Below are 26,962 nucleotides of genomic sequence, written 5' to 3'. Positions count from 1 at the left end.
TGAAATTACAAAACGCCTACTTTTCCGTATGTAGCAACAATCCCATCTTATTGAAGACGCGCGGGGACACTGCGCTTCCCCTGACAAGATGCTGTCAGGAGGCATATGAGATATGAGAGATCAGCCGCTTGACCTCAACTTAGGTTGAGGTCCTATATGGCTGATCGATCGGATGACAGGACGAGTTTTTCAGGGGTCATGAAAGCCAGTTGGACAGAAGAATCGCTTGATGGTGGAGCATGCCGCGTGCCGGTGCGCCTCTATCGCGGCGATGCGCTGGCAAAAGCGCCTCCGCTGGTCATGCATCTGCATGGTGGCTCGTTTCTCGGCGGCTCGCTTGCAACCGGGCAGGCAATCGCCACCCTGCTTGCCGAAGCTGGCGCGGTCGTCGTCTCAGCCGATTATTCCTGCGCCAACGAGCATCCATTCCCACGGGCGCTGCAGCTTTCCTACGAAGTTCTTGGCCGTGTGTGCGGCCAGCGGGCGAAGTGGGCGGACAAGAAATCCGCACTGTTCGTTGCCGGCGAAGAGGCCGGCGGCAATCTTGCCGCGGGGCTGGCGCTGATGTGCCGCGACCAGCATTTTGGCGCCTTGCAGGGGCAGATACTGCTCTCGCCTATGCTTGATCCGTTCATGGCGACGGGATCGTTTCGCAAGGCCGAAGCCAAGCCTACCGGCTGCCAATGGTCGGACGGCTGGAACCGTTATCTGGGGTTCGGCGCCAATGCCTGCCACCCCTATGCCGCACCTGCATATTGCGCGCGCCTCGCCGGCGTCGCGCCTGCGCTCATCGTGACCGCGGAGGACGATCCGATGCGCGACGAAAGCCTGAAATATGCACGGCGATTGAATGATGCGGGCGTGATCGTCCGTGAAAGTGTGTTGAGCATCCCGACGGGATGGCCGGCCACTTATTCGAGATGCCCGGCCGTTCAGCCGGGATGGGGGGAGACTGTTCGCAGCCAGTTTGTCGAGTTTTTCCAAGAGACCGGAGCGTTACCCCACTGACGGACCGTTTCCAACCTATACGGCCTGAGCGCCGCTAAGGAGATCATTATGAAGAAGACTACCACTCGCCGGCTCCTCTGGGGCGCCGGCCTACCCCTTGTTGCGCTGATTTTCGGCGTAGCGACAATCACCAACCTGCCGGAAAACGCCAAGGCCGAAGTGTCGGCACCGGCGGCCGCGCCGGCAACTCCAGTCTCGGTCGCGGTCGTCGAACCGCGTGAGATTACGACCTGGGAAGAGTTCTCCGGCCGCCTTGAAGCGGTGGACCGCGTCGAAATTCGCTCGCGTGTCGCTGGCGCCATACAGTCGGTGCATTTTCGCGAAGGCGCACTGGTAAAGCAGGGCGACCTGCTCGTCACGATCGATCCGGCGCCTTTCGCGTCGGCAGTGGCACAGTCCGAGGCCCTTGTCGCTGCAGCCGAAGCGCGCGTGGAGCTGACCAGGCTCGAACTCGAGCGTGGCCGCAAGCTCGTCGAGAACCGCACGGTATCGCAAAGCGATCTCGACCAGCGGCTCAGTGCTTCTCACGAAGCGGAAGCCAATCTCAGGTCCGCTCAGGCCGCCTTGCAGACAGCAAAGCTCGATCTTGGCTACACCGAGGTTCGCGCGCCGATTTCGGGCCGTTTGGGCAGGATCGAGATCACGACTGGCAACCTCGTCGCCGCAGGCTCCGGTTCGCCGATCCTGGCCAAGCTGGTCTCGGTCGATCCGATCTATGCAAGTTTCAGCATCGACGAGCAGCTTCTGGCGCGCGCCTCGGCCGAGCTTCCGGTGACGGAAAGCGGAGCGCTGGCGGTCGAGCAGATCCCGGTGGAGATCGGCACGGCGAGCGACGACGGCACGCCGATCCGGGGCAAGCTTCAGCTCATCGACAACGAGGTCGATACGGCCAGCGGCACCATGCGGGTCAGGGCAGTCTTCGACAACCCCAATGGCCGCCTGATCCCGGGCCAGTTCGTGCGGGTGCGCATGGGTCAGCCGAAGCCGGCGCCTGAGCTGACCGTCAGCGAGCGGGCAGTCGGGACCGATCAGGACAAGAAGTTCGTTCTGGTAGTCGAGGCGGACAACAAGGTCGCCTACCGCGAGGTTGCGCTCGGCGCTTCGGTCGAAGGGCTGCGCATCGTCAAGAGCGGGCTCAAGTCCGGCGAGCGGATCGTCGTCAACGGCCTGCAGCGGGTTCGCCCGGGTGCCCTGGTCGATCCCCAGCTGGTTGCCATGGTGCCAAATGAACAGGCGCTGGCCGAAGCCAACGCGGTAGCGCAGTAGAGCAGAAAAGTGAGTACCGTTTCTTCGAATATTCCGGTGCTCATTCAGAACGTTGGGTCGTGCTTCGTGCCTCCGAAGGGAAGCGCTGCGATCTGACAGACCGGCGGAAATGGGGGCTTCCCACCCGTTTCCGCCGGCAGTCGACACATTGAATTTTGCCGATGGCCCCAATGCCGAAAGGCTTTGTCGAGGGCTATCCGCCCATTTGCGCCCGGAAGGCGGGATTTGACATGAATTTTTCCAGATTTTTCGTTGACCGGCCGGTCTTTGCCGGCGTGCTTTCGGTCCTGATTTTGATTGGCGGCCTGCTTGGCCTCCGCGCTTTGCCGATTTCGGAATATCCCGATGTCGTGCCGCCCTCCATCGTGGTCAGGGCGCAATATCCAGGCGCCAACCCGACCGTCATCGCCGAAACGGTGGCGACACCGATCGAGGAGGCCATCAATGGCGTCGAAGACATGCTTTACATGTCGAGCCAGGGCACCACGGACGGCCTGATGACGTTGACCGTGACCTTCAAACTCGGCACCGACCCGGACAAGGCACAGCAGCTCGTGCAGAACCGCGTCAGCCAGGCCGAGCCGCGTCTGCCGGAGGAGGTGAGGCGTCTCGGCGTCACAACGGTCAAGAGCTCGCCCGACCTGATGATGGTCGTGCACCTTCTGTCGCCGAATGACCGCTATGACATCACCTATCTGCGCAACTATGCCGTTATCAACGTCAAGGACCGGCTCGCCCGCATCGACGGTGTCGGCCAGGTGCAGGTCTTCGGCTCAGGCGACTATTCCATGCGCGTCTGGCTCGATCCGCAGAAGGTGGCCAAGCGCGACCTCTCCGCAAGCGATGTCGTCCAGGCGATCCGCGAGCAGAACATTCAGGCTGCCGCCGGTGTCGTCGGCGCTTCGCCGGGAGCGCCCGGCCTCGACCTGCAGCTTTCCGTCAACGCTCAAGGACGCCTGCAGAGTGTCGAAGAGTTCGGCAACATCATCGTCAAGACCGGCGCGAATGGCGAGGTAACACGCCTTCGCGACGTTGCCCGCATCGAATTGGGCGCTGCCGAATATGCGCTGCGCTCGCTGCTCGACAACAAGTCGGCCGTCGCCATTCCAGTGTTTCAGGCACCCGGTTCCAACGCCATCGAAATTTCCGACAATGTCCAGAAGGTGATGGAAGAGCTTCAGGAGACAATGCCCGACGGCGTGGAATACAAGATCGTCTACGACACGACGCAATTCGTCCGCGCTTCGATCGAGGCGGTGGTCGATACGCTTCTTGAAGCCATAGTGCTCGTCGTGCTCGTCGTCATCCTGTTCCTGCAGACCTGGCGTGCCTCGATCATCCCGCTGGTCGCGGTGCCTGTCTCGATCATCGGCACCTTCGCGGTGATGTATGTCTTCGGCTTCTCCATCAACGCGCTCACGCTGTTCGGGCTGGTGCTCGCCATCGGTATCGTCGTCGATGACGCCATCGTCGTCGTCGAAAATGTCGAGCGCAATATCGAGGAAGGGCTCTCACCCCGCGATGCGACATACCGCGCCATGCGTGAGGTTTCCGGGCCGATCGTTGCGATCGCCATGGTGCTGGTTGCGGTGTTCGTGCCGCTGGCCTTCATTTCCGGTCTGAGCGGTCAGTTCTACAAGCAGTTCGCCTTGACCATCGCAATCTCGACGGTGATTTCCGCATTCAATTCGCTGACGCTTTCGCCGGCCCTGGCGGCCCTCCTGCTGCGTGGACACGATGCGCCGAAGGATTGGCTAACCCGCGCGATGGACAAGACGTTCGGCTGGTTCTTCCGCGGTTTCAACCGTGCCTTCGGCAGCGGCTCCAAGGCCTATAGCGGTGGCGTGAGGCGGCTTCTGTCGCGCAAGACCGTGATCATGGGCCTCTATATTGTGCTAGTGGCTGCCACCTTCGGCATGTTCAAAACCGTGCCCGGTGGCTTCGTGCCGGCGCAGGACAAGCAGTATCTCGTCGGCTTCGCGCAGTTGCCCGATGGTGCCACGCTCGACCGTACCGAGGAGGTGATCCGGCGCATGGGCGACATTGCCCTGAAGCAGCCTGGCGTCGAAAGCGCCATTGCTTTTCCGGGCCTGTCGATCAACGGTTTCACCAACAGTTCCAATGCCGGCATCATCTTCCTTTCGCTGAAGCCATTCGAGGAACGCAAGACGCCAGATCTTTCGGGCGGTGCCATCGCGCAGGCGCTAAATGGTCAGTTCGGCGGTATTCAGGAAGCCTTCATCGCCATATTCCCGCCACCGCCGGTGCAGGGTCTTGGCGTGGTCGGCGGCTTCAAGATGCAGATCGAGGACCGCAATGGGCTTGGCTATCAGGCACTGGACGAGGCGACCAAGGCCTTTCTGGCAAAAGCCTATGCCGCGCCTGAGTTAACCGGGATGTTCACCGGATTCCAGGTCAATGTTCCGCAGCTCTATGCCGATCTCGACCGGACCAAGGCGCATCAGCTCGGCGTCGCGGTGACGGATGTCTTCGATACGCTGCAGATCTATCTCGGCTCGCTCTATGTCAACGACTTCAACCAGTTCGGCCGCACCTACTCGGTGCGTGTCCAGGCCGATGCCGCCTACCGTGGCCGCGCCGACGACATCGGGCGATTGGAGGTCAGGTCGCAATCGGGCGAGATGATACCGCTGTCGGCCTTGCTCAACGTCAAGCCGAGTGCGGGGCCGGAACGGGCGATCCGCTACAATGGCTTCCTGTCGGCAGACATCAATGGCGGGCCGGCGCCGGGCTATTCGTCGGGTGAGGCGCAGGCTGCCGCCGAGCGCATCGCCGCGGAGACCTTGCCGAAGGGCATTGCCTTCGAATGGACCGACCTGACCTATCAGGAAATCCTCGCCGGCAATTCGGGCGTGCTCGTCTTCCCGCTGGCGCTGGTCCTGGTGTTCCTGGTGCTGGCCGCACTCTATGAGAGCCTGGCTCTGCCGATCGCGATCATCATGATCGTGCCGATGGGTATTCTGGCGGCTCTCACCGGCGTCTGGCTGACCAATGGCGACAACAACATCTTCACCCAGATCGGCCTCATCGTTCTCGTTGGCTTGTCCGCCAAGAACGCCATCCTGATCGTCGAGTTCGCACGCGAACTGGAGTTTTCCGGGATGACGCCAAGGGAGGCTGCGGTCGAGGCGAGCAGGCTGAGATTGCGCCCGATCCTGATGACCTCCATGGCCTTCATCATGGGCGTCGTGCCGCTGGTCTACTCCACCGGTGCGGGCGCGGAAATGCGGTCGGCCATGGGTGTCGCGGTGTTCGCCGGCATGATCGGCGTGACGGCCTTCGGCATCTTCCTGACGCCGGTCTTCTACGTGATGATGCGTGGACTGACCGGCAACCGGCCGCTCAAGCAGAGCGGCGAAGCGACGCTTCCGGCGCCCGTTACCGAGGCGCCTCACTGAAACTTCGCAGCCGCAGGAAGGTCTCCTGCGGCTGCTTTCCCTTCCTGTCATAAGCCGAACTGTGCCCGAGGCACGGTTCGGCTTCGCTGTTTGTCTGTACTCGTTTTTCACTTGTGACCTGGCCAGCCAACTGGCGGGAATGAACCTTGCCCAATTGGTATAATATGGTATTCCAAGAACCGTGCGACATCAGGGAGGACCATAGATGACCATTGCCAAACGTTCGTTGCGTGTGGACCGTCCTGAAAAAACGCTGCGGGAACTCGCCTTGGAGAGCCTGCGCGATGCCATTCTGGACTCGCATTTCAAGCCCGGTGCGCGATTGGTGGAGCGTGATCTCTGCACCCAGCTCGGCGTCAGCCGTACGATCGTTCGTGAGGTCTTGAGGCATCTCGAGTCCGAAGGTCTCGTTGCGACGGTTGGCACGAGAGGCCCCGTGGTTGCCGAGACGACAGCGGACCAGGCGTTGCAGATCTACGAAATCCGGGGTGCGCTCGAGGGCATGGCCGCCAAGCTTTGCGCGCAAAAGCGGGACGAGCGCATAAGCGAAGAGCTTCAGGCCGCACTAGAGCGCATCAAAGTCGGCTATCAGAAGAAGAAGATGGACCGGGTTCTTGCCGAGACGACGGAGTTCTACCGCATCCTATTCGCTGGCGCCGAGCGGGAGGTTGCGTGGGGGATCGTCAGCTCGCTGACCGCGCGCATCAACAGGCTTCGCTCGATGACTATCAAAACGGAAGGCCGCGATGTCGAAGGCCCGAAACAGATGCAGCATATCGTCGATGCCATCCGCGGCGGTGATGGTGAAGGTGCCTATCGCGCGGCGCAGGACCATATCACCCTAGCCTCGTCCATAGCCCGCCAACTGCTGGCCGAGGCGGCGGGCGCCTAGCAAAAACTTACCGAAAAAATCAAGCCGTCGCCTCAAGCAGAAAGAAGGAGGCAAGGGGCTCTTGACATCCAAAAGTTTGGTATACCATAATATGGTTTGAGATATTAGCATATGGAGCAACCGGTGCCGATCGCCATCCGCAAGACAATGCTGCAGGTCGAAACGACGTTCGTCGAAGGCGGCAAAAAGGCAGGGCAGCCGCTGAAGCTCTATGCAGCCATGGCCGTGATCATCAATCCCTGGGCAGGGCGCGGTTTCGTGGAAGATCTCAAGCCGGAGATTCATGCCGTTGCTCCTGTACTCGGCGAGCTTCTGACAGGCATGATCGTTGACGCTGTCGGCTCCGGTGCGATTGTTGAAGGTTATGGCAAGGCGGCTGTGGTCGGGCTTGCGGGTGAGGTGGAGCACGCATCAGCGCTCATCCACACCTTGCGGTTCGGAAATCATTTTCGCGAGGCGGTCGGCGCCAAGACCTACCTCGCATTCACCAATACGCGCGGTCCCGGCAATGCGCCGATCATGATCCCGCTCATGGACAAGTCCGACGAGGGCCGGCGCTCGCACTACCTCACGATACACACATCGATACCCGACGCGCCGGCAGCGGATGAGATCGTGATCGCACTGGGTGCCTCGGTCGGTGGGCGTCCGCACCACCGCATCGGCAATCGCTACGAAGACCTGAAAGAGCTGGGCCGTGATGTCGCCAATCCCGCAGCGGTCTAGAACGCCGGGCGGCGCGGCCTATGTGGAGCAAGGTTCGGGAGAGCCTTTGCTTCTCATCCACGGCGTCGGCATGCGGCTCGAGGCGTGGACGCCGCAGATAGGTGCGCTCAGTCATGCGCACCGCGTCATTGCGGTCGACATGCCGGGGCACGGCGAAAGCGACAGGATAGCCGCAGGGGCACTGCTGCCGGATTTCGTTACCTGGTTCGGTAAGGTTCTGGATGATCTTCGCCTCGAGAGCGTCAATGTGGCAGGCCATTCGATGGGCGCGCTGATTGCGGGGGGCATGGCTGCAAGTTTTGGGGCGCGGGTGAAGCGCGTCGCACTACTCAACGGTGTCTACCGGCGCGATCCCGAAGCGCGAGCCGCAGTGCTTGCCCGCGTCGATTCCATCCGCGAGGGCCGTATCGACAGGGATGGTCCGCTGCGCCGCTGGTTCGGCGAAGGTAATGAGGACTCACCAGCATACCGCTTGACGCGGGAATGGCTTTCCCAGGTTGATCCTGAAGCTTACGCCACGGCATACGCCGCTTTCGCGCAAGGCGATGCCACCTATGCCGATGCGTGGCCGAGTATTGCGTGTCCGGCACTTTTCCTGACCGGTGAACACGACCCCAACTCCACGCCGGCGATGGCGAAGGCCATGGCAGCGGCGGCACCTTCGGGGCAAGCCAGGATCATTGCGGAGCACCGGCATATGGTGAACCTGACTGCGCCCGAAACTGTGGACGCCCTGCTGGCCGAATGGCTTTCCCGCGAGGAGGTTCCCGCCTGATGGCCGCAATCGATCCAAGGGCACTGCGCGACGCATTCGGGGCGTTTTTGACGGGCGTCACCGTCGTTACGACGCATGATACTGCCGGGCAGCCGGTCGGATTTACCGCGAATTCCTTCACCAGTGTATCGCTCGATCCGCCCTTGCTGCTGGTGTGCCTGGCACGCAGTTCACGGAATTTCGAAACGCTGACCAAGGCGCAGGGCTTCGCGATCAACATATTGTCGGAGACGCAAAAGGATATCTCGAACACTTTTGCGCGCCCGGTAGAAGATCGGTTTGCAACCGTTGAATGGAAACGCGGGCCGCATGGCGCGCCGGTGTTTTCCGAAGTCGCCGCCTGGTTTGATTGCTCGACCGAAACGATCGTGGATGGCGGAGACCACGTGATTTTGATCGGCAAGGTCGAAGCCTTCGAAAACGGCAAGTCGAACGGTCTCGGCTATGCACGCGGCAGCTATTTTACGCCGTCGCTCGCGCAGAAGGCGGTTTCGGCTGCGGGCTCCGAAGCGACCGTCATTGCTGGAGCCGTGGCCGCCCGGGATGGCGAGGTCTTGCTCGTCGAGAAAGAAGCAGGCGTCTACGCGCTGCCGTCTTGCGAACTTGTTTCGGGAGACGGCCCGGAACGACTGCAAAAGTATCTGTCAGAGGCAACGCATCTGCCGGCTTCGATCGGGTTCATCTATTCCGTCTACGAGGATACCACGGCTTCAAAGCAGCATATCGTCTACCGCTGCCAGCTAGGAACAGGTGAACCGGCGGGCGGCCGCTTCTTTGCCGTTGACGCCTTGCCGCTTACCGCGATTGCCGACGCTGCGACGGTCGATATTCTGCGGCGCTACGCTGCCGAGAGCGTGCTCGGCAATTTCGGCATGTATGTCGGCAATGAACGCAGCGGCCGCGTCCACCCGGTCGCCGGAAAGGTCCAGCCATGAAGTTTTCGCTGTTCGTGCATATGGAGCGGCTGGACGCGGACCAGAGCCAGCAGAGCCTTTATGACGAGTTCATCGAGCTCTGCGAGATTGCCGACCGCGGCGGCATGCATGCGATCTGGACCGGTGAACACCACGGCATGGATTTTACCATCGCGCCCAACCCTTTCATCAATCTCGCCGATCTTGCCCGGCGCACCAAGAATGTCCGCCTCGGCACCGGCACTGTCGTTGCGCCTTTCTGGCATCCGATCAAGCTCGCCGGCGAGGCTGCGATGACCGACATCATCAGCGACGGGCGGCTTGATATCGGTATCGCGCGCGGCGCCTATAATTTCGAGTATCAGCGGCTTTCCCCCGGTCTCGACGCGTGGGCCGCTGGCCAGCGGCTCAGGGAGATAATCCCGGCCATCAAGGGGCTTTGGGCGGGAGACTATTCTCACGAAGGCGAGTTCTGGTCGTTCCCGTCGACGACCTCTGCGCCGAAGCCTTTGCAGCAGCCACACCCACCGATCTGGGTCGCGGCGCGCGATCCGAACTCGCATGAATTCGCGGTCGCCAATGGCTGCAACGTGCAGGTGACGCCGCTCTGGTTCGGGGATGAGGAAGTTGAAAGCTTGATGGGCCGCTTCAATGACGCCTGCGAGAAGTATCCCGAAATTGCGCGGCCGAAGATCATGGTGCTGCGCCACACCTATGTCGGCACTGATGAGGCAGACATCGAGCAGGCGGCGCGTGAGATCAGCGTCTATTACAATTACTTCGGCGCATGGTTCAAAAACGAGAAGCCGATCAGCCAGGGGCTGATCGAACGGTTGAGCGCGGAAGAAATTGCCGCAAACGCAACCTATGCCCCGGAGGCGATGCGCCGCAACAATGTGGTGGGCGCGCCTGCCGAGGTGATCTCTCGGCTCAAGCACTACGAGGCGCTCGGCTACGACGAATATTCCTTCTGGATCGACACCGGCATGAGCTTCGAGCGCAAGAAGGCGTCGCTGGAACGCTTCATCGCCGACGTCATGCCGGCCTTTGCAGGGTAGGGCGATGAGACGCTTCCAGCACTATATCGACGGCAATTTCGAGGATGGCGGGCATTCTTTCGAAAGCCTCGACCCGGCAACCGGGATCGCGTGGGCCGAAATGCCCGAAGCGCGTGAAGCCGATGTCGACAGGGCCGTTGATGCAGCGCATAAGGCTCTCCACGACGGTGCGTGGCCGGCATTGACCGCGACCGCGCGCGGCAAGCTGCTTTATCGGCTTGCCGATCTGGTAGCTAGCAATGCTGCCAAGCTGGCTGAACTCGAGACGCAGGATACCGGCAAGATCATTCGCGAGACCTCGGCCCAAATCGCCTATGTCGCCGAATACTACCGCTACTATGCCGGGCTAGCCGACAAGATCGAGGGCTCGCATCTCGCCATAGACAAGCCGGACATGGATGTCTGGCTTCGGCGCGAGCCGGTTGGCGTGGTCGCGGCGGTCGTTCCCTGGAACAGCCAGTTGTTTCTTGCCGCCGTCAAGATTGGGCCAGCCTTGGCTGCCGGCTGCACGCTTGTCGTCAAGGCGTCGGAGGATGGTCCCGCGCCTCTGCTCGAATTTGCGCGCCTCGTGCATGAGGCAGGGTTCCCGGCGGGCGTCGTGAATGTGCTGACTGGCTTCGGACCGACCTGTGGCGCAGCACTTACCCGGCATCCGAAGGTCGCGCATATCGCCTTCACCGGCGGGCCGGAAACGGCGAGACAGGTGGTGCGCAATTCGGCCGAGAACCTGGCCAGCACTTCGCTTGAGCTCGGCGGCAAGTCGCCGTTCATCGTCTTTGCCGATGCCGATCTCGAAAGTGCTGCCAATGCGCAGGTCGCAGGCATTTTCGCCGCAACGGGGCAGAGTTGTGTTGCCGGCTCGCGGCTGCTCGTCGAGGCATCCGTGAAGGACCGTTTCCTCTCCATTCTCAAGGTAAAGGCCGAGGCGGTGAAGATCGGCTCGCCGCTCGATATGGCGACTGAAGTGGGGCCGCTGTGCACCAACCGTCAGCGCGAGCTTATCGGCGAGATCGTCGCGCGTTCGGTTGCGGCTGGCGCCGAGCTTGTCACTGGCGGGCATATGCCCGAGACACCAGGCTTCTACTATCCGCCCACCATCATCGACTGCACGAAGGTAAAGGCGCCGTCGGTCGAACGGGAACTGTTCGGCCCCGTCCTGTCGGTGCTGAGCTTTACGAGCGAGGAAGAGGCGCTGGCGCTCGCGAACGACACGCCGTTCGGCCTCGCCTCCGGCCTTTTCACGCAGAACCTTACGCGGGCTCACCGCATGATCAAGCGCATCCATGCCGGGGTCGTGTGGGTGAACACCTATCGGGCCGTTTCGCCGATCGCGCCGTTCGGCGGCTATGGCCAATCAGGACACGGCCGCGAGGGCGGACTTGCCGCGGCACTCGACTTCACGCGCACCAAGACCGTCTGGCTGAGGACATCGGACGAACCGATCCCCGACCCATTCGTGATGCGGTGAACGAATCCGCGCCTTGGCGCGGACGAACGACATGACTGACCAACACAACAAAAATGGGAACAAGGGAACATGCGTAAAATAATCAAGATGGCAGTGGTTGCTGCCGCGTTGAGTTTGACTGGTGCTGCCTCGGCAGCGGATCTTGTATTCACAAGTTGGGGCGGAACCACCCAGGATGCGCAGAAAGCGGCATGGGCGGACAAATTCGCCAGTGCTACGGGTGCGAATGTCCTGATGGACGGCCCGACCGACTACGGTAAGATCAAGGCCATGGTCGAGGCCGGAAGCGTCTCTTGGGATGTGGTCGACGCGGAAGGCGATTATGCCGTGCAGGCGGGACAGAACGGCCTTCTCGAAAAACTGGACTTCAACGTCATCGACAAATCGAAGCTCGATCCGCGCTTCGTCACGGACTATAGCGTCGGCAGCTTCTACTATTCGTTCGTCATCGGCTACAACGCCGACACCGTCAGCGAAGGCCCGAAGACCTGGGCCGACCTGTTCGACACGCAGAAATTTCCCGGAAAGCGCACCTTTTACAAATGGTCTGCACCCGGCGTGATCGAGGCGGCATTGCTGGCCGACGGTGTGGCTGCGGACAAGCTCTATCCTCTCGATCTCGATCGCGCCTTCAAGAAGCTCGACACCATAAAGGGTGACATCGTCTGGTGGACCGGCGGGGCGCAGTCGCAGCAGCTTCTCGCTTCCGCTGAGGCCCCATACGGCATGTTCTGGAACGGTCGCCTGACGGCGCTGGAGCAGACTGGTGTCAAGGTCGGCGTCTCCTGGGAGCAGAACATCACGGCGGCGGATTCGCTCGTGGTGCCCAAAGGCTCCAAGAACAAGGATGCGGCGATGAAGTTCATTGCGCTTGCAACTAGCGCCGAGGCGCAGAAGGACTTTTCCATCGCCACGGGTTATGCGCCGACGAACCTCGGCTCGGCGGCTCTCATGGATGAGGCGATGCGCAAGACTCTGCCCGATGCACAGTCGGCAAGTCAGGTGAATGCCGACATGAACTACTGGGCGGCAAATCGCGACGCTATCGGCACGCGCTGGTACGCCTGGCAGGCGCAGTAGCCGGTTTGCCGCCGCGCCTGTCGAGGATGCGGCGGCAATCGTAAAGCCCGACCTGATGTTGAGCGGATATGTCCGCTCCATCAACCCTGGGAGTCAGCATGTCGGCAGTGACGGAAACAACGGCGTCAGGAAACTCGGAACGCACGCGCGGGTCGAGCGGCTGGGCCTATGCGCTGCCGGCGCTGTTGCTGCTGCTGGTATTTTTCGTCGTGCCGGTGGTAGGGCTCCTCCTTCGCAGCGTTCTCGAGCCTGAACCGGGGTTAGGCAACTACGCGACGCTTTTCGGTTCCTCGACCTATCTGCGCATCTTCCTGAACACCTTTATGGTGTCCGCAGTCGTAACTGCTCTTTCGGTGGTCATCGGCTTTCCGGTGGCTTGGATGCTGGCCATCATGCCATCACGCTGGGCTTCGGTGGTGTTCGCAATCCTCCTCCTGTCAATGTGGACGAACCTGCTCGCAAGAACCTATGCCTGGATGGTTCTGCTCCAGCGCACCGGTGTCATCAACAAGATGCTCATGAACCTCGGCCTGATCGACCAGCCGCTGGCGCTGGTCAACAATCTGGTCGGCGTGACGATCGGCATGACCTATATCATGCTGCCCTTCGTGATCCTGCCGCTGCGCGGTGTCATCAAGGCAATCGACCCCGCCATTCTTCAGGCCGCTTCACTGTGCGGCGCGACACGCTGGCAGTGCCTGACACGCGTGCTGATACCGCTTGCGCTTCCGGGTGTCGCGGCCGGCGCCCTGATGGTTTTCGTGATGTCGCTCGGATACTTCGTAACGCCAGCATTGCTCGGCGGCACCGCGAACATGATGCTTGCCGAGATGATCGCACAATTCGTCCAGTCGCTGGTCAACTGGGGCATGGGTGGCGCTGCCGCCTTCGTGCTGCTGGTGGTGACGCTCTGCATCTACGGTATCCAGCTGCGCCTCTTCGGCGCGGGCCGTCTCGGCCAGGGGGCATAGACCAATGCTTCTTGATTTCGACCGCCTTGGTGGCTGGAAATGGGTGCTGGTCACGATCACCGCGCTGGTCGCGCTGTTTCTTCTGCTGCCTATCGTCTTCATCGCGGCCTTGTCCTTCGGCGACTCGCAATGGCTGATTTTCCCGCCTCCGGGCTGGACGCTGCGCTGGTATCGCGACCTGCTTGCCGACCCGCGATGGCTGGAGGCAGCCTGGACCAGCGCCCGGATCGCAATCGCGGTCACGGTCCTCTCGGTCATTCTTGGGTTGTTGGCATCGCTTGCGCTCACGCGCGGAAACTTCCGTGGCCGCGAAGTGCTGCGGGCATTCTTCATCACGCCGATGATCCTGCCGGTCGTCGTGCTGGCCGTAGCGCTTTATGCGTTCTTCCTGAAAATTGGGCTGAACGGCACATTCTTAGGCTTCATTCTCGCACACCTTGTTCTGGCCCTGCCGTTCTCGGTCATCTCGATCAGCAACGCGCTTGAAGGCTTCGACAAATCGATCGAAGACGCGGCCATTCTTTGCGGGGCAAGTCCATGGGAGGCGCGGTTCAGGGTAACGCTACCTGCGATCAGCCATGGGCTCTTTGCGGCCGCGATCTTCTCCTTTCTCGTTTCGTGGGACGAGGTGGTGGTCGCGATCTTCATGGCGAGCCCAACCCTGCAGACATTGCCCGTCAAGATATGGACCACGCTGCGGCAGGATCTCACTCCGGTCATCGCGGCTGCTTCCACGCTGCTGGTTCTCTTCACGATAGCGCTGATGCTACTTGCCGCCCTTGTGCGCAAAGGAATGAAAAAATGACGACGCCCTTTCTCCAGATCCGGAACATCCGGAAGGCATATGGCGACGTCACTGCGGTAAACGACGTCACGCTCGACATAGCGCAGGGCGAGTTCATGACCTTCCTGGGACCGTCCGGCTCGGGGAAGAGCACGACGCTCTATATACTGGCGGGTCTTCAAAACCCGACTTCCGGCGATATTTTGCTGGACGGGCGCACATTACTCGATACGCCGCCGCACAAGCGCAATATCGGCATGGTGTTCCAGCGCTACACGCTTTTCCCGCATTTGTCGGTGGGCGAGAACATCGCTTTTCCGCTGCGCGTTCGCCGCAAGCCGAAGGCGGAAGTCGATGCGGCTGTGCGCCGGGCGCTCAAATTGGTGCGGCTGGAAGGTTTCGAGGATCGGATGCCGGCAAAGATGTCGGGCGGTCAGCAGCAGCGCGTGGCGCTCGCGCGTGCGCTGGCCTACGATCCGCCGGTGCTCCTGATGGACGAGCCATTGTCGGCGCTCGACAAGAAGCTACGCGAGGAGATTCAGTACGAAATCCGGCGCATTCATCAAGAGACCGGCGTTACCATCCTTTATGTCACCCATGATCAGGAAGAGGCGCTACGCTTGTCGGACCGCATCGCGGTGTTCAGCAAGGGCGTTATCGACCAGGTTGGTACTGGCACCGAGCTCTACGCCAATCCGGCAACCCGGTTCGTGGCGGAATTCATTGGCGACAGCGATTTCCTCAAGGGCAGGATCGAAGCCACGGACGGGAAGAGCGCCGACATTCGCATCGGTGAGCACCTCGTCCTTCCGGCGGTGTCGGTCCATGGTAGCGCACGGCCTGGAAATGAAGCTGCGGTGATGTTGCGGCCTGAACGGCTCACTCTGTCGTCGACGCCGGTTTCAACTGCCGGAAGCCTTGCGGCCACGGTCAAGGACGTGACATTTCTCGGCAATAATACGCATGTGCTGACCGAGACTGCTACGCAAGAAGTGCTTTCAGTGCGCTTGCCTTTCGGCCATGAGGCTGCTGGCAGCCTGCGACCGGGCCAACCGGTCTGGGTGAGCTGGGATTCGTCATCAGCTCACGCGTTCTGCACTTAGCGAACGGTGCGTTTTTCGTTCGGCTGATCGCATAGGCAAATGAACGACAGCACGCTCTCAGCGAAGCGCGCAGGCCGTGTGTAGTTGTAAAAACCCCTAAGTCGAAATTTCGTGCGCATTTTGTCCAGCGCTTTTTATGGTCAGGCGGAAGCTGTTTCGAACGGCAGAATATCCTTCATCTTATAGGCGACTTCGGTGCGGTTCGTCGCTTTCAGCTTCCGCATGATGTTGCGGATATGAACCTTCACCGTGCTTTCGCGCAGGTTCAGTTCATAGGCGATGACCTTGTTTGCCTTGCCGCGGCGCAGGGCTTCGGCGACGTCTGCCTGACGCGGCGTGAACAGATCCGCGATCGCCGAACGCTTCGGCTTAGCGGACAGGAAGGCGTCCTGCATGGCAAGCACGCTGCTCACCGGCACGAAAACCCCGCCGGCCAATGCCAGCTTTATCGCCTCGACGCATATCTCAACGCCAACGGACGCCGGGATATAACCTTTGACCCCGCAATCGAGAGCGGTGAAGACCTGCGTGAGGTCGTCGAGATCGGCAAGAATCACGACCGGTATCGACTTGAACTCGGACACGACTTCCCGGATTTCCGCGCTGACTTCGGCATCCGTGACCTTGTTTGCACCGATATGCAGGAGAATCGCGGCCGGAGGCAGGTGGAGATCGGTGTTTTCCCGCCAGTCTTCAAGCGAGCTATATGCTGCGACTTCCCGAAGGCTGCCCTGTCCCGCCAGGCTGCGTGACAGACATTCCCGGGTAAGTGCGCGGCAATCGATCAGAACAAGCGATCGATCTTCCGTAGGTTGCCGTTCAAGGTTGATCTCTTCCGAAGAAGGGGTGATTGCAGGGCTGGTAGGATACCTCGCGCTGCTGTGTGCTGAAATAGATATCATGTGGCTTACTTCCTCATATATATCCGGTTTGCCGGGAATTTCTTTCCCAGGCTCAGCGCACGATGCATCTCCTGCGGAGATTCGTATGTGAAGCTTGTTACATTCATTGATTTTGTTATCGGTGGGTGATTTTCCGAAATGCAGATTGAAGAATAACCAAGCATTGAAACAGATTCGTGACTTGAAGAAAGCAAGGTCAAATGAGCAATTTCGATTGCGGCTTGCAGATCAAGGCGGTAACTTTTCATACCGGGGACGAAAAGGTAACAGGGGGATATGGCTGAGCGGCAGTATACGCGTCAGCTCGCGACTATAATTTCCATCGATGCGGTGGGCTTCTCACGCCTGATGGGCCTCAACGACGAGGCCGCTGTTTCCGCGTTCGAGGAACGGAGAGGAGTGATTGTCGAGAGTTGCACTTCCTTTGGCGGCCGAACCTTCGGCGCCGCCGGCGACAGTATCATGGCCGAGTTCGGCACGCCGATCGACGCCTTGCGGGCGGCGTTTGACTTTCAGGAGAAGATAGCAGCGATCAATGCTTCGGCTCCCGAGGAGATACGTATGCCGTTTCGCGCAGGTATCAACACGGGCAATGTGATCGTGCGGGATGAAAGCCTCTACGGCGATGATGTGAACATCGCCGCCCGCATTCAGGAATTCGCGCCGCATGATGGCCTCGCGATATCCAAGACGACCTGGCATCACGTGAGGGACAAGTCCGTCGCCGAATTCACGGACCTTGGTGAATTCTCGCTCAAGAATATCGCCTTGCCGGTTCAGGTCTTCATCGCCGCGCGCGGAGGCAAGCCGTCTCCTGCGATTGCGGGTCTATATGGGTCAGCCCGATCAAACCCGGCGCCGAGCGGACCGCCTGCAGTCGCGGTATTGCCATTCGGTATCGAGGGTGACGGTCGCGAAATCGAATATATGGCCGAAGGTATCGCCGAAGACATCATCCAAGGCCTTTCGAATACCAGATGGCTGCCGGTGATTGCCAGGAGCTCCAGTTTCCAGTTTCGCGACGATACACTCGGCACGCGGCTTGTAGGCAACGCCTTGGGCGCGCGCTACATCGTCAGCGGAAAGCTTGCCCATGGCGGCGGCAAGATACGTGTTCACGTCAATCTTGCCGATGCTTCCAACGGGCGGCAGGTCTGGTCGCGGCGCTTCGACCGCGATTTCACCGGCATTATCGACCTTCAGGACGAGATCGGTGGCGAAATCGTTTCCATCCTGGAAAAGGAGGTCGACCGGGCAGAGCAGGTGCGCACGTTCCAGGTGCCTTGGGAAAGCATGGAAACGTGGCAGCTCGTCCGGCGCGGGCGCTGGCACATGCAGCGGCGCACAAGCGAGGACACCAAGCTCGCGCTCGAGTTTTTCGAGAAGGCGTTTGTGGAAGATCCGAATTCCTCGGCAGTGCTCAACGAACTTGCCTGGTGGTATTTCTGGCGGGCCTGGCTGCGCTTCGGCCACATCGAGGACCTTGCCAAGGTGGTCGATTTCTCGCGCAAGGCGCTGTTGATGGACAGCCAGGATGCGCGGCCGCACGCTCATCTCGGCATCACGGAAATCATGCGCGGACGCCCGAAACTGGCTCTGGAGCATCTTGGCGAAGCGCTCCATATCAATCCGAGCTTTGCCTTCGCGCGTTCAGCCATGGGCAGCGCCCACCTTCTTCTCGGGCAGGCGAGGCAGGCGATGCCGCTGCTGCTCGACGCCGAACGGCTGAGCCCCTTCGATATCTATGGCTTCCACAATCTCGGGGAACTGACCGCAGCGCACTCCTTCATGCATGAGTGGGACGCCGCGATCGAGACCGCCAACCGGTCGCTCGACCTTTCTCCGGGGTATTTCTATGCCCGCTTTCTCAAGGTTGGCGCGCTCGCGCGAAGCGGAAGGATAAACGAGGCGAAGCGGGAACGCGCTATTTTCGAGACGCGCCATCCGGATTTTTCGATTGATCGCGTGGCGTGGATACCCTTCACCGAAAAGTCGGCAAACACCTATCTGATCGAGAATTTCGAGTTGGCGCAACGAGATTGAGGCAAGGCCGGGCAGCACTGTGAAGCAACTCACATACGTTGCAGTTGCGCCGCCATAGATCACATCGTTGGGCATCCAAATGGCTGAAGACGCCGGGGCTTTGAGGCGATGATCAAAACCAAGTATTATGACGGCATTCTCGAGGCGCAGAAGACGCAGCGTCCCGTTGCGGAACTGCCGGCCTTCAACATCGAGCGCCTTCGCACCACCAAGAGCCTGATCGGACGAGTTCTGAGCCCGCTTGCCCCGGAACCGCGTACGGTGTTCCGCGTCCTCCGGCGCTTTTGGCCCATGCTGAGAATCGGCAAATTCCTGCTGGTGACGAGAAATGCCGATGTCCGGGAAATCCTTGAGCGGCAGGATGTCTTCGAAACCCCCTACGGCCCCGAAATGACGGAAATCGCCGGCGGGTTCAACTTCATCCTTGGCATGCAGGATGGGCCAACATACCGGCGCATGAAGTCAACGGTCCTCAGTGCCTTTCCCGTGGACGAGATCGGCTGGAAGGTAAGGGAGATCGCGGCACAACATTCACAGGAAATCATGCAGCGGGCCGGGCCGGGCTTCGATGTCGTGCGCCATCTGTTGAAGATCGTGCCGGCGCGCATCTGCCGGGACTATTACGGAATGACGATCGACGACGACAATGAGTTCGTCGACTGGTCGAATGCGCTGAGCGGGCTTTTCTTCGGCGATCCGGGCGGAAAGCCGATAGTCCGCGAACTCGCAGTCGTCGCTGCGGCCCATATGACAAGGGCGGTGGATCTCTCGATCCAGGCGGTTCGCGAGGGGCGCACGGATCGGGAAACGCCGCTCGGCCGTCTCGTCGAAATGCTCGACCGTGACACACCGGCGGTGAGCCTGGGCGAAGTTCATTCCATTATGCTCGGCATGATCGCCGGTTTTGCGCCGACGAATCTTCTGGCGGCGGGCAATTGCCTCGATGTGATCCTTTCGCGCCCGGAAGCGCAGAAAGCAGTCGAAGATGCCGTAGCCGATGGTGACAACGAACAACTCGACCGGGCGATCCGCGAAGCGATGCGCTTCAAGCCGATCTGGTTCGGGCCATTCCGCTACACGGCGCAAGACGTTGTCATTGCAAAGGGAACGTCCCGCGAGCGCACGGTCAAGGCGGGGACGTCCGTTATGCCGGCGACGTTCTCGGCAATGTTTGATTCCGACGCCGTCGAACGGCCGGATGAGTTCGACACCAATCGACCCGCCCGCGACTATCTTCTCTTCGGTCACGGCATCCATCAGTGCATCGGCGCTGCAATGGCGAAGATACAGATCGCCGAGGCATTTCGCGCCCTGTTCACGAAGAAGGGTGTGCGGCGGGCAAAGGGAAGGGCAGGCAAGCTCAACTCTCTCGGAGCCTATCCGGAGAGCCTGAAGGTCGATTTCGAGACCTCTCCGCTTTCGAAGACCGTGACCCATTCCATGGTCACCGTAATCTGCAAGGTCGAACCTGGCGTCTCATTGAAAGTCTTGCGCGAAAAGGTTGCCGCGTTTGGCAATCCCGCCACTGGCCAGATTGCTGCCGCACTCGATGCGAATGGCTCCATTCATTTCGCGAGCCTTGCCGTGGCCTGCAAGGCGGAACCTGCGGATGAGAAGAGCGATGATGAAGCGCATCTTGTCCTTGAGCTGTCCGGAGATGGGACGGATGACGCCGTGATGGACAATTTCGCCGCGACTGCCGGCCCTCTTGTCAGGGGTATATTCGAAGAAGCTTGCGGCCTAAGCAGCGCGGAAACGCTCGAAGCGTTCATGCGCAAGCATGCGGTCAAGATTTCGCAATTGTTTGGCAGCAACGCCGGTCTGGTCTTCTCCGGCACGCCGGGGCATTCGGTTGCGCGCATTCACGCCGAGGCAAAGCTTGAAAACGCGGCGCGGCAGATCATAGCAACGATGGACAGGCCCGGCGGCGAGAATGCAGGCAAGACGCTGGCCAAGGTCAGAGAGCGCCTGGCTGAAAGCAAGGACTATGGCTGGGCGCTGGAGCCTGCCGAAGGTTTGCTGGAATTGCCCGGAGGCAGCGGCTGGCGTGCCGCCTGGATGACTTTCAAGGCGCCATGGGTATTTTTCCCGACGGTGATCATGCTGCTTGTCCTATGGTGGATGACCTTCAATTTGACCTTTGGTCTCGGGGGCGGTGTCATTCGGATCGCCTTCCTTAGCATCCTCGCATTGGGACTTACCCTTGGCGGGCTTATCGTATTCTTCGGCATAATAGGTGGGCTGCTTTACCTGGGGTTGAGACGCCTCGAAAAACGCGATGTGCCGAGCGAAACCTCTGTCGATCCAGACCGTCTCGAAACGATAATCTCACGCGAAAACCATATCCTGCAGAACAATCTGACCGCGATCTCGGTCATGAAGCCCAGCACGATGAGAAGGCTCGCATTGCGGCTGGCCTTCTACATAATCTCCATCTCGGCGAAGAGCATCTATCGACCCGGCTTTCTCTCCGGCATCAACACCATCCATTTCGCTCGATGGGTGCTTCTGCCAGGCACCAACAAGCTTATGTTTTTCAGCAATTACGGCGGCAGCTGGGAAAGCTATCTGGAGGACTTCATAGCCAAGGCCCATTTCGGCCTGACGGGTGTCTGGAGCAACACGCTCGGCTTTCCGCGTGCGCGTGCGCTCTTCTGGAAGGGTGCGACGGATGGCGACCGGTTCAAGCGTTGGGCGCGGTTGCAGCAGATACCGACATTGTTTTGGTACTCCGCCTATCCGGAACTCAACACCGGCCGCATACGCATGAACTCGCTCATTCGCTCGGGCATCGCCAAGGCCGAGACGGAAAGCGAGGCGCGCGATTGGCTTGGCCTGTTCGGCTCCACGCCCCGTCCGCTTGGCACGCTGGAAACGAGAGAGATACAAACGATCTTCTTCGGCCCGTTAGGGCCGCTGCATCTCGGCCAGATGGTTGCCGTGCGCATACCGGATGGACTTCCGCGCACAAAGCGCAGGGCATGGCTGAAATACGTTGCCCTTAGAACTAGCTTCGCGAACCAATTGCCGAAGGATTGCGCGACGGTCGCCATGTTCGGCCCGCAAGGCCTGGTGCGTCTCGGACTTGACGATGCCGCTGCAAACGGGGGCCTCTCGACATTCCCGTCCGTCTTTCGGCAAGGGATGGGCAGCCCGGCCCGAAGCCGCGTTCTCGATGACATCGGAAACAGCGCACCGGAAAAGTGGGACTGGGGCTCGCCCGAAAAGCCCGTGGATGCGGTGGTGGTGTTCTACGCCGACGATGAGAAGGTCCTCAGGGAAAAGGTTGCTGCGTTCGAGAAGGAGACGAAAGCGGCCGGAATGATAATTGCCGCGCAGTTGCCGCTTGCAGTCAAGCGTAAGGGAGACCTGGCCTTCGAGCATTTCGGCTTTGCCGACGGCATCTCGCAGCCGGTAATCAACGGCACCCCGCGCTCGAGCAAGCCGGTCGATCCGATGCATCAGGTTGCGCCGGGCGAGTTCCTCTTCGGCTACAAGGACGAGCTCGGCTTCTATCCTCCGACGCCGACAATCCCGTCGTCGCTCGATCGAACCGGTATTTTGCCGGAGATCGAGAAAGAGGAATTGCCGCTGTTCGGCTGCGAATCCGATCTTCGCGATTTTGGCCGGAACGGTACTTTCGTCGTCATGCGCCAAATAGAGCAGCATGTCGAAAAGTTCCACGGCTTCTGCCAGGCGGCGGCGAAGGAACACCGGCGCAAGTCGAACAATGCCGCCATAACGCCTCACTGGATCGCTGCCAAGATAGTCGGGCGCTGGCAGGATGGGACATCGCTGGTGCGCAATCCAAACGCCCGTGGTGCGCGTGAACCGGACAATGATTTCTCCTTTGCTGATGAGGATCCGCAAGGATTGCAATGCCCGCTGGGCTCGCATGTGCGCCGGTCGAACCCGCGCGATTCACTGGGTGAGGACCGGGAGACCCAGATCAAGATCAACAAACGCCACCGCATATTGCGCGTCGGCAGAACCTATGAGAAGGATGGCGAAAAGGGCCTGCTGTTCATGTGCCTCAACGCCGATATCGAGCGTCAATACGAGTTCATGCAGCAGAGTTGGGTTTCCGCCGTCTCGTTCAATGGCCTGCAGGAAAAGGACCCGGCAATCGGCACGCAGAAAGACGATGCAGGCCGCTTTTCGATCCCGTCGCCTGAGGGAAGCATCGTGCTGGAGAAGCTTCCGAGTTTTGTGACTACGCGCGGCGGGGGTTATTTCTTCATGCCGAGCCGCTCAGCCATGCAGTATCTGATTTCACGGCTGTAAGCCTTTGGCCGATCAGCCGTCCTCAAAATCGGCGATGTCCTGCAGCGCCTGCCGGTCCTTGACGCGAATGCCGCCCCGCTTCATTTCGATCAGGGAGCGGCCGCGCCAGTCGTTCAGGATCTTGTTCACCGATTCCCGGGTCGCGCCGAGAAATTCGGCAAGCTCGGTCTGCGATATCAGTATCCATCCTCCGGAATCGCCCATATGCCCGGAAAGGAAGTTCAAGCGCTTCGCAAGGCGCGCCTCGATCTTCAGGAGCGCGTGATCTCCCAACTCGCCGCTTACCCATCGCAGGCGGGCGCAAAGCAATTCGATTATGGCGCGGGCAAGGGGAGGGTTCTTTTCGATCCTGTCGAAGAGCTGGTTGCGGCTGACGGAAACCAGCTCGCAATCGGTGAGACATGTCGCCGTCGCCGTGCGGGGCTGACCGTCCAGCACGCCGATCTCGCCGATCAGGCTCTGCGACAGTTCCATATTGGCGACGAGCTTTTTCCCGCTGGAGGAATAGATGGAAATCTCGACAGTGCCGCTCAGGACGCCATAGAGGCGATCCGGCATATCCTCCTGCATGAAAAGATGTTCGCCGGCGCGATAGCGCTCGGATTTGCAATCCTTGAACAGCAGGTTGAAAAGACCCGGACCAAGCCTGACGGCGCGCGCGCTTGAATCGTTCTGCCTGTCGATGTCGGTGCTCGGCCTTCGATTGTCTTCTGACAGCATCTGGGCGTTAACTCGTCATTCAGGGAAGAAACCGCTGCGTCGAGCGATTTCCTACCTTGCGGATATCGGGTCAGTCCATACACGGTCAACCGCGTAAGGTCAGCTTCATTTGTCGGTATGCTGAATCAGCGTTCAATGGATTATAACATCTTTTGTTGCCGGCAAGGGCACGTTGTTTCGTGTGGCCTTATGCCGGCAAGCCAGAATGGCGCGGCGCGTCCAGATAGCGCGTGCCGGCGATGTTATAGCAATGTTCGTGCCCGGTGGGGTGCGGCAACTCCAGCAACCGCCGCACGAGGCTGACCAACTTGCCGCATCTTGCAGCACGGTCGGTGGTCAAAAACCCTCCTGACCAGTGACGCTCTGCACGGAGCGACCCGGCTTCTGCAGGTACGCGCGAAAGGCCTGCCAGTCCCTGAATTCCGATGCACTCTACTTGGCGACAGGCCTTGTCCAGGTAACATTATCCGGCGTCGGCGGGATGGTGGCATCCCGCGAAAGCAGACCGGTCATGCGGGAAAAGGCCATGAAGGATCGTCTCGCATCTTCCGCAGTCACCTGGTCGATCATGGCAGCCGAGCACGCTCTCAGCGCCGTGCGATAGACCGGGCCCTGTCGGCCGGCGGGCCACGCCTGCAGAAAGTCGAGTGCCTGATCGACGCTATAGATTTCAGTCACGATTTGGTCGACTTCGGCAACGACCCGGACCGGCATGAAAAATTGCAACCTATCCATGTGTTTCCTCCCAGAAACGCATTGCACGTTCAGATTATCATCCTTTTTGCTGCATTGCTCGACTTTTAGCGAACTATCGATAGCCAAACACAAACAGTTGCTCTGATAGGAATCGACTGATTGGTCGCTTGTCGTTGCACAGCAATTCTGTCGCGGAGTCCGCGATAGAACTCAACGCTGAATCGCCGGCTAAGTTGCAGGGGCAGGAAAAGAAAATTCGCGGCCAGGCGGGTTGTTTGACGCTCAGCCCTTGGCGAGGATATGAGCCTCGCGCGCCGCGGCGATGAATGCCCGCCGTGCTTTGCGCACAGGCTGCCACCCATCGAGCGTGTCCTGGCAAATGCGCAGTGCGGCCTGGTATTTCGGACCGGGCATCGCCGGCCTGTTCTGCGACAGGAATTCGATGCCTTCCCATGCCGTAGCGATGATGCGCCGATGCTCCGCGTCCAGGTTGACTTCAACAGGAACGGGAAAAACATGGTCGCTCATTTCTTGGTCCTGCGCTGAATCGATTGCCGCATCGGAGTTCCGGAAAATCGGTCCGGTCAGACCTGCCCGCCTTCGACCAAAATATCGGCCTCGCGGGCGGCGGCTATGAAAGCATCGCGGGCAACCAGAAGGGTTTCTCTTCCGGCAATAGCCATGACGGAGGCTGCGTAGGCGTCGGCATGGCGGGGACCGCGAAAAGCCGGCCATTTCTTGGAAAGGAATTCAGCCGCGCTGTCGGCATTCTCGATGACATGAACCGACGAATTAGGCGCGTCTGCTACCGCTACCGGTGCAACGAACTGATGGTTCAACACAGACCTCCCGACTTGCTCTCGGCGGATCGAAACTCGCGGTAGAGCTTCTGGTTCCTGCCTGGAAGAAAGAATTTCCCGACCAGCTCATTTATAACACCGGGAAGGGGAAGATCAGGCGACCCTCATTGGGATAAGGCGTACATCAAAATGAACAGATACGGTCAGCCGGCCGGCCGTTCCTTATGCAAGCGAAGCAAGCCGGTCGGCGGAAATCAGTCCAACCCGGCTCGGCGGTTACACCCAGCCGCCGTCTACGACAAAATTCTGGGCCGAACACATTCTTGAATCGTCAGACGCCAGAAACAAAGCCATGCGCGCAATATCGTCGGGCATGACCCGGCCAGTGAGGCACTGGCTTCGGTCGATCAGTTCATTGGCCGCATCGTCCACCCAGAGATCGAGCTGCCGCTTCGTCATCACCCATCCCGGCACCAGCGTGTTGACGCGGATGCCATGCTTGCCGAGATCGCGTGCGAAGGAACGCGTCATGCCATGCGTGGCAGCCTTTGAAGCGGCGTAACCCGGGTAGCCGCCGCTCGCCATCATCCAGCCGACGGAACCGAAATTGACGATCGAGCCACCGCCCGCCGCAATCATGCCGGGCGCCACAGCCTGGATAGCAAAGAAAGCGTGGCGCAGGTTGACGGCGATGCGGGTGTCGAAATAGTCGGGCGTCACGTCCCGCCAGTCGTGGCGCGTGTCGTTTGCCGCGTTGTTGACCAATGCAAGCGTCGGACCGTGCGCCACCTCGATCGCGCCGATCGCCGCGCGATAGGCGTCGATGTCGGTGACGTCGCAGCGCTGGAACATCACGCTGCCGCCCTGCTCCGAAAGCTCGGCGCTTAGCGCAGTGCCGTCGGCTTCGGCCAGATCGACGAACCCGACCTTGGCGCCTTGTGCCGCGAAAGCCCGCACCAGCGCCTCGCCGATGCCGCTTGCGCCGCCCGAAATGACTACGGGAAGCCCGTCAAGGCTCGGATATGTTGCCTCTTTCATCGAATGCTCCTTACAGGGCGCGGACTTCGGTCGGCGTGTCGGCGTCAAGTTTAAGAGCATTGCGCAAGGGCAGGCCGAAGCCTCTGGCCTCTATCTCGAAAACATCGCCCGCTTCGGTCTTTACGCCGTCGGCAAAAGACAGTGTCGCAGTCCCGAACATGTGGACATGAACATCGCCAGGCTGCCGGAACAGGTCGTACTTGAAGTGATGATGCTCCAAATTGGTTATCGTATGAGACATGTTCGCCTCGCCCGATAGGAACGGCTTTTCCCAGAGGGTCTTTCCTCCCCGCAGAATCCGGGATGTGCCGTGCAGATCGTCGGGCAGTTTTCCGACCAGAATTTCCGGCCCTATGGAGGCATTGCGCAGTTTGGAATGCGCGAGATAGAGATAGTTGATCCGCTCGGTGACGTGATCGGAGAACTCGTTTGAAAGCGCGAAGCCTATCCGGAACGGCGTTCCATCATCGCCGATGATATAGATGCCGGCGACTTCCGGCTCCTCGCCGGCATCGAGTGCGAAGGCGGGCGACGACAGCGGCTTTCCCGGATCGACGATCATCGTGCCGTTGCCCTTGTAGAACCATTCCGGTTGCACGCCGGGCTTGCCATCGGCCGGCTTGCCGCCCTCGACCCCCATGCGGAACATCTTCATGGAATCGGTGAGCTTTTCCTCCGCATTCACCGTCTTATGCATGGCGTCGCGCGTCGCGGCGGACCCGAGATGCGTAAGACCTGTTCCTGTTACATAGAGATGTGCGGGATCAGGATGACGGATCGGCGACATGACGCGGCCTTCGCGATAAGCCGCTTCGAGATCCACCGCTTCGCCTCGGCCACGCTCTTCTATGACGGCATCCAGCGGCTTGCCGGCGCGCACGGCCTCAAGCGCAAGCGCATAGACCGATTTCGCCCCCTTGACCAAACGGGCCTCGCCATTGTCGCGAACCACTACGGAACTCAATCCGTCGGGACCTGAAATCTGGGAAATAAGCATCTCGCCTCCGTCTTTTCC

The 26,962-nt window shown here is 60.2% G+C and carries 22 protein-coding genes and 1 pseudogene; 16 read left to right on the top strand and 7 right to left on the bottom strand.

The annotated features are described in order from the left end of the window. Positions 1 to 246 precede the first annotated feature (246 nt). From WBQ96_RS08510 to WBQ96_RS28290, 14 genes and pseudogenes are all read left to right on the top strand, one after another. Positions 247 to 1,008, top strand: coding sequence for an alpha/beta hydrolase (locus WBQ96_RS08510; RefSeq protein ID WP_337035877.1), 762 nt, complete (start codon positions 247 to 249; stop codon positions 1,006 to 1,008). Between the two features lie 48 nt (positions 1,009 to 1,056). Further along, positions 1,057 to 2,274 (top strand): efflux RND transporter periplasmic adaptor subunit, encoded by a 1,218-nt coding sequence (locus tag WBQ96_RS08505; protein ID WP_336549154.1) that lies wholly within the window; start codon positions 1,057 to 1,059, stop codon positions 2,272 to 2,274. A gap of 230 nt (positions 2,275 to 2,504) precedes the next feature. After that, positions 2,505 to 5,693 (top strand): efflux RND transporter permease subunit, encoded by a 3,189-nt coding sequence (locus tag WBQ96_RS08500; RefSeq protein WP_336549153.1) that lies wholly within the window; start codon positions 2,505 to 2,507, stop codon positions 5,691 to 5,693. Positions 5,694 to 5,898: 205 nt separating this feature from the next. Then, the gene (locus WBQ96_RS08495; RefSeq protein ID WP_336549151.1) at positions 5,899 to 6,585 is read left to right on the top strand and encodes a GntR family transcriptional regulator; all 687 of its coding nucleotides are present in this window, start codon (positions 5,899 to 5,901) and stop codon (positions 6,583 to 6,585) included. 123 nt (positions 6,586 to 6,708) lie between these two features. Next, entirely contained in the window at positions 6,709 to 7,311 is a 603-nt protein-coding gene (locus WBQ96_RS08490; protein WP_336549149.1) for an amino acid synthesis family protein, read from the top strand. Then, positions 7,286 to 8,086, top strand: coding sequence for an alpha/beta fold hydrolase (locus tag WBQ96_RS08485; RefSeq protein ID WP_336549522.1), 801 nt, complete (start codon positions 7,286 to 7,288; stop codon positions 8,084 to 8,086). The genes WBQ96_RS08490 and WBQ96_RS08485 overlap by 26 nt, the downstream gene beginning before the upstream one ends. Further along, positions 8,086 to 9,021 (top strand): flavin reductase, encoded by a 936-nt coding sequence (locus WBQ96_RS08480; RefSeq protein WP_336549148.1) that lies wholly within the window; start codon positions 8,086 to 8,088, stop codon positions 9,019 to 9,021. Before WBQ96_RS08485 ends, WBQ96_RS08480 begins: the two co-directional genes overlap by 1 nt. Then, positions 9,018 to 10,058, top strand: coding sequence for an LLM class flavin-dependent oxidoreductase (locus WBQ96_RS08475; protein WP_336549146.1), 1,041 nt, complete (start codon positions 9,018 to 9,020; stop codon positions 10,056 to 10,058). The genes WBQ96_RS08480 and WBQ96_RS08475 overlap by 4 nt, the downstream gene beginning before the upstream one ends. Before the next feature lie 4 nt (positions 10,059 to 10,062). Next, complete coding sequence (locus WBQ96_RS08470; protein WP_336549144.1) at positions 10,063 to 11,526, top strand: aldehyde dehydrogenase; 1,464 nt, start codon at positions 10,063 to 10,065, stop codon at positions 11,524 to 11,526. A 69-nt stretch (positions 11,527 to 11,595) separates the two neighbouring features. Then, on the top strand, positions 11,596 to 12,606 hold the full coding sequence (locus WBQ96_RS08465; RefSeq protein WP_336549142.1) for an ABC transporter substrate-binding protein: 1,011 nt from the start codon (positions 11,596 to 11,598) through the stop codon (positions 12,604 to 12,606). Between the two features lie 98 nt (positions 12,607 to 12,704). Further along, the gene (locus WBQ96_RS08460) at positions 12,705 to 13,577 is read left to right on the top strand and encodes an ABC transporter permease (RefSeq protein WP_336549140.1); all 873 of its coding nucleotides are present in this window, start codon (positions 12,705 to 12,707) and stop codon (positions 13,575 to 13,577) included. Positions 13,578 to 13,581: 4 nt separating this feature from the next. Next, entirely contained in the window at positions 13,582 to 14,382 is an 801-nt protein-coding gene (locus tag WBQ96_RS08455; RefSeq protein WP_336549138.1) for an ABC transporter permease, read from the top strand. Next, positions 14,379 to 15,105, top strand: a pseudogene (locus tag WBQ96_RS08450) (ABC transporter ATP-binding protein); the annotation flags it as partial. The gene WBQ96_RS08455 and the pseudogene WBQ96_RS08450, both read left to right, overlap by 4 nt. Positions 15,106 to 15,221: 116 nt before the next feature. Continuing rightward, a complete protein-coding gene (locus WBQ96_RS28290; RefSeq protein WP_376767728.1) occupies positions 15,222 to 15,464 on the top strand; it encodes a TOBE domain-containing protein in 243 nt (80 codons plus the stop codon). 140 nt (positions 15,465 to 15,604) lie between these two features. Here WBQ96_RS28290 and WBQ96_RS08445 read toward each other — a convergent pair whose 3' ends face one another. Next, a complete protein-coding gene (locus WBQ96_RS08445; RefSeq protein WP_312857893.1) occupies positions 15,605 to 16,048 on the bottom strand; it encodes a response regulator transcription factor in 444 nt (147 codons plus the stop codon). Between the two features lie 594 nt (positions 16,049 to 16,642). On the opposite strand from WBQ96_RS08445, the gene WBQ96_RS08440 reads away from it, so the two are divergent. Together WBQ96_RS08440 and WBQ96_RS08435 are read left to right on the top strand one after the other, a co-directional pair. After that, on the top strand, positions 16,643 to 18,409 hold the full coding sequence (locus WBQ96_RS08440) for an adenylate/guanylate cyclase domain-containing protein (RefSeq protein WP_336549133.1): 1,767 nt from the start codon (positions 16,643 to 16,645) through the stop codon (positions 18,407 to 18,409). Between the two features lie 108 nt (positions 18,410 to 18,517). Further along, positions 18,518 to 22,693, top strand: coding sequence for a cytochrome P450 (locus WBQ96_RS08435; RefSeq protein ID WP_336549131.1), 4,176 nt, complete (start codon positions 18,518 to 18,520; stop codon positions 22,691 to 22,693). A gap of 12 nt (positions 22,694 to 22,705) precedes the next feature. Here the strand turns inward: WBQ96_RS08435 and WBQ96_RS08430 are convergent, their stop codons facing one another. From WBQ96_RS08430 to araD1, 6 genes are all read right to left on the bottom strand, one after another. Then, positions 22,706 to 23,413, bottom strand: a complete 708-nt coding sequence (locus WBQ96_RS08430; RefSeq protein ID WP_336549129.1) for a Crp/Fnr family transcriptional regulator — start codon at positions 23,411 to 23,413, stop codon at positions 22,706 to 22,708. Positions 23,414 to 23,845: 432 nt separating this feature from the next. Then, positions 23,846 to 24,148: a DUF982 domain-containing protein gene (locus WBQ96_RS08425; protein WP_336549125.1), complete on the bottom strand. Its 303-nt coding sequence runs from the start codon at positions 24,146 to 24,148 to the stop codon at positions 23,846 to 23,848. 243 nt (positions 24,149 to 24,391) lie between these two features. Beyond that, positions 24,392 to 24,637 carry a DUF982 domain-containing protein gene (locus WBQ96_RS08420; RefSeq protein WP_336549123.1) on the bottom strand — a complete coding sequence of 82 codons (246 nt, stop codon included), beginning with the start codon at positions 24,635 to 24,637 and terminating at the stop codon, positions 24,392 to 24,394. A 56-nt stretch (positions 24,638 to 24,693) separates the two neighbouring features. Beyond that, positions 24,694 to 24,948, bottom strand: coding sequence for a DUF982 domain-containing protein (locus WBQ96_RS08415; RefSeq protein ID WP_165119306.1), 255 nt, complete (start codon positions 24,946 to 24,948; stop codon positions 24,694 to 24,696). Positions 24,949 to 25,185: 237 nt separating this feature from the next. After that, complete coding sequence (locus WBQ96_RS08410) at positions 25,186 to 25,947, bottom strand: SDR family NAD(P)-dependent oxidoreductase (protein ID WP_165119307.1); 762 nt, start codon at positions 25,945 to 25,947, stop codon at positions 25,186 to 25,188. 10 nt (positions 25,948 to 25,957) lie between these two features. Beyond that, positions 25,958 to 26,944, bottom strand: coding sequence for an AraD1 family protein (gene araD1 / locus WBQ96_RS08405; protein ID WP_165119308.1), 987 nt, complete (start codon positions 26,942 to 26,944; stop codon positions 25,958 to 25,960). Positions 26,945 to 26,962: the final 18 nt, after the last annotated feature.

It is taken from the genome of Mesorhizobium sp. CCNWLY176 (genome assembly GCF_037153935.1).
GTDB lineage: Bacteria > Pseudomonadota > Alphaproteobacteria > Rhizobiales > Rhizobiaceae > Mesorhizobium_M > Mesorhizobium_M zhangyense.
This window is presented reverse-complemented; position numbering and strand designations above follow the sequence as displayed.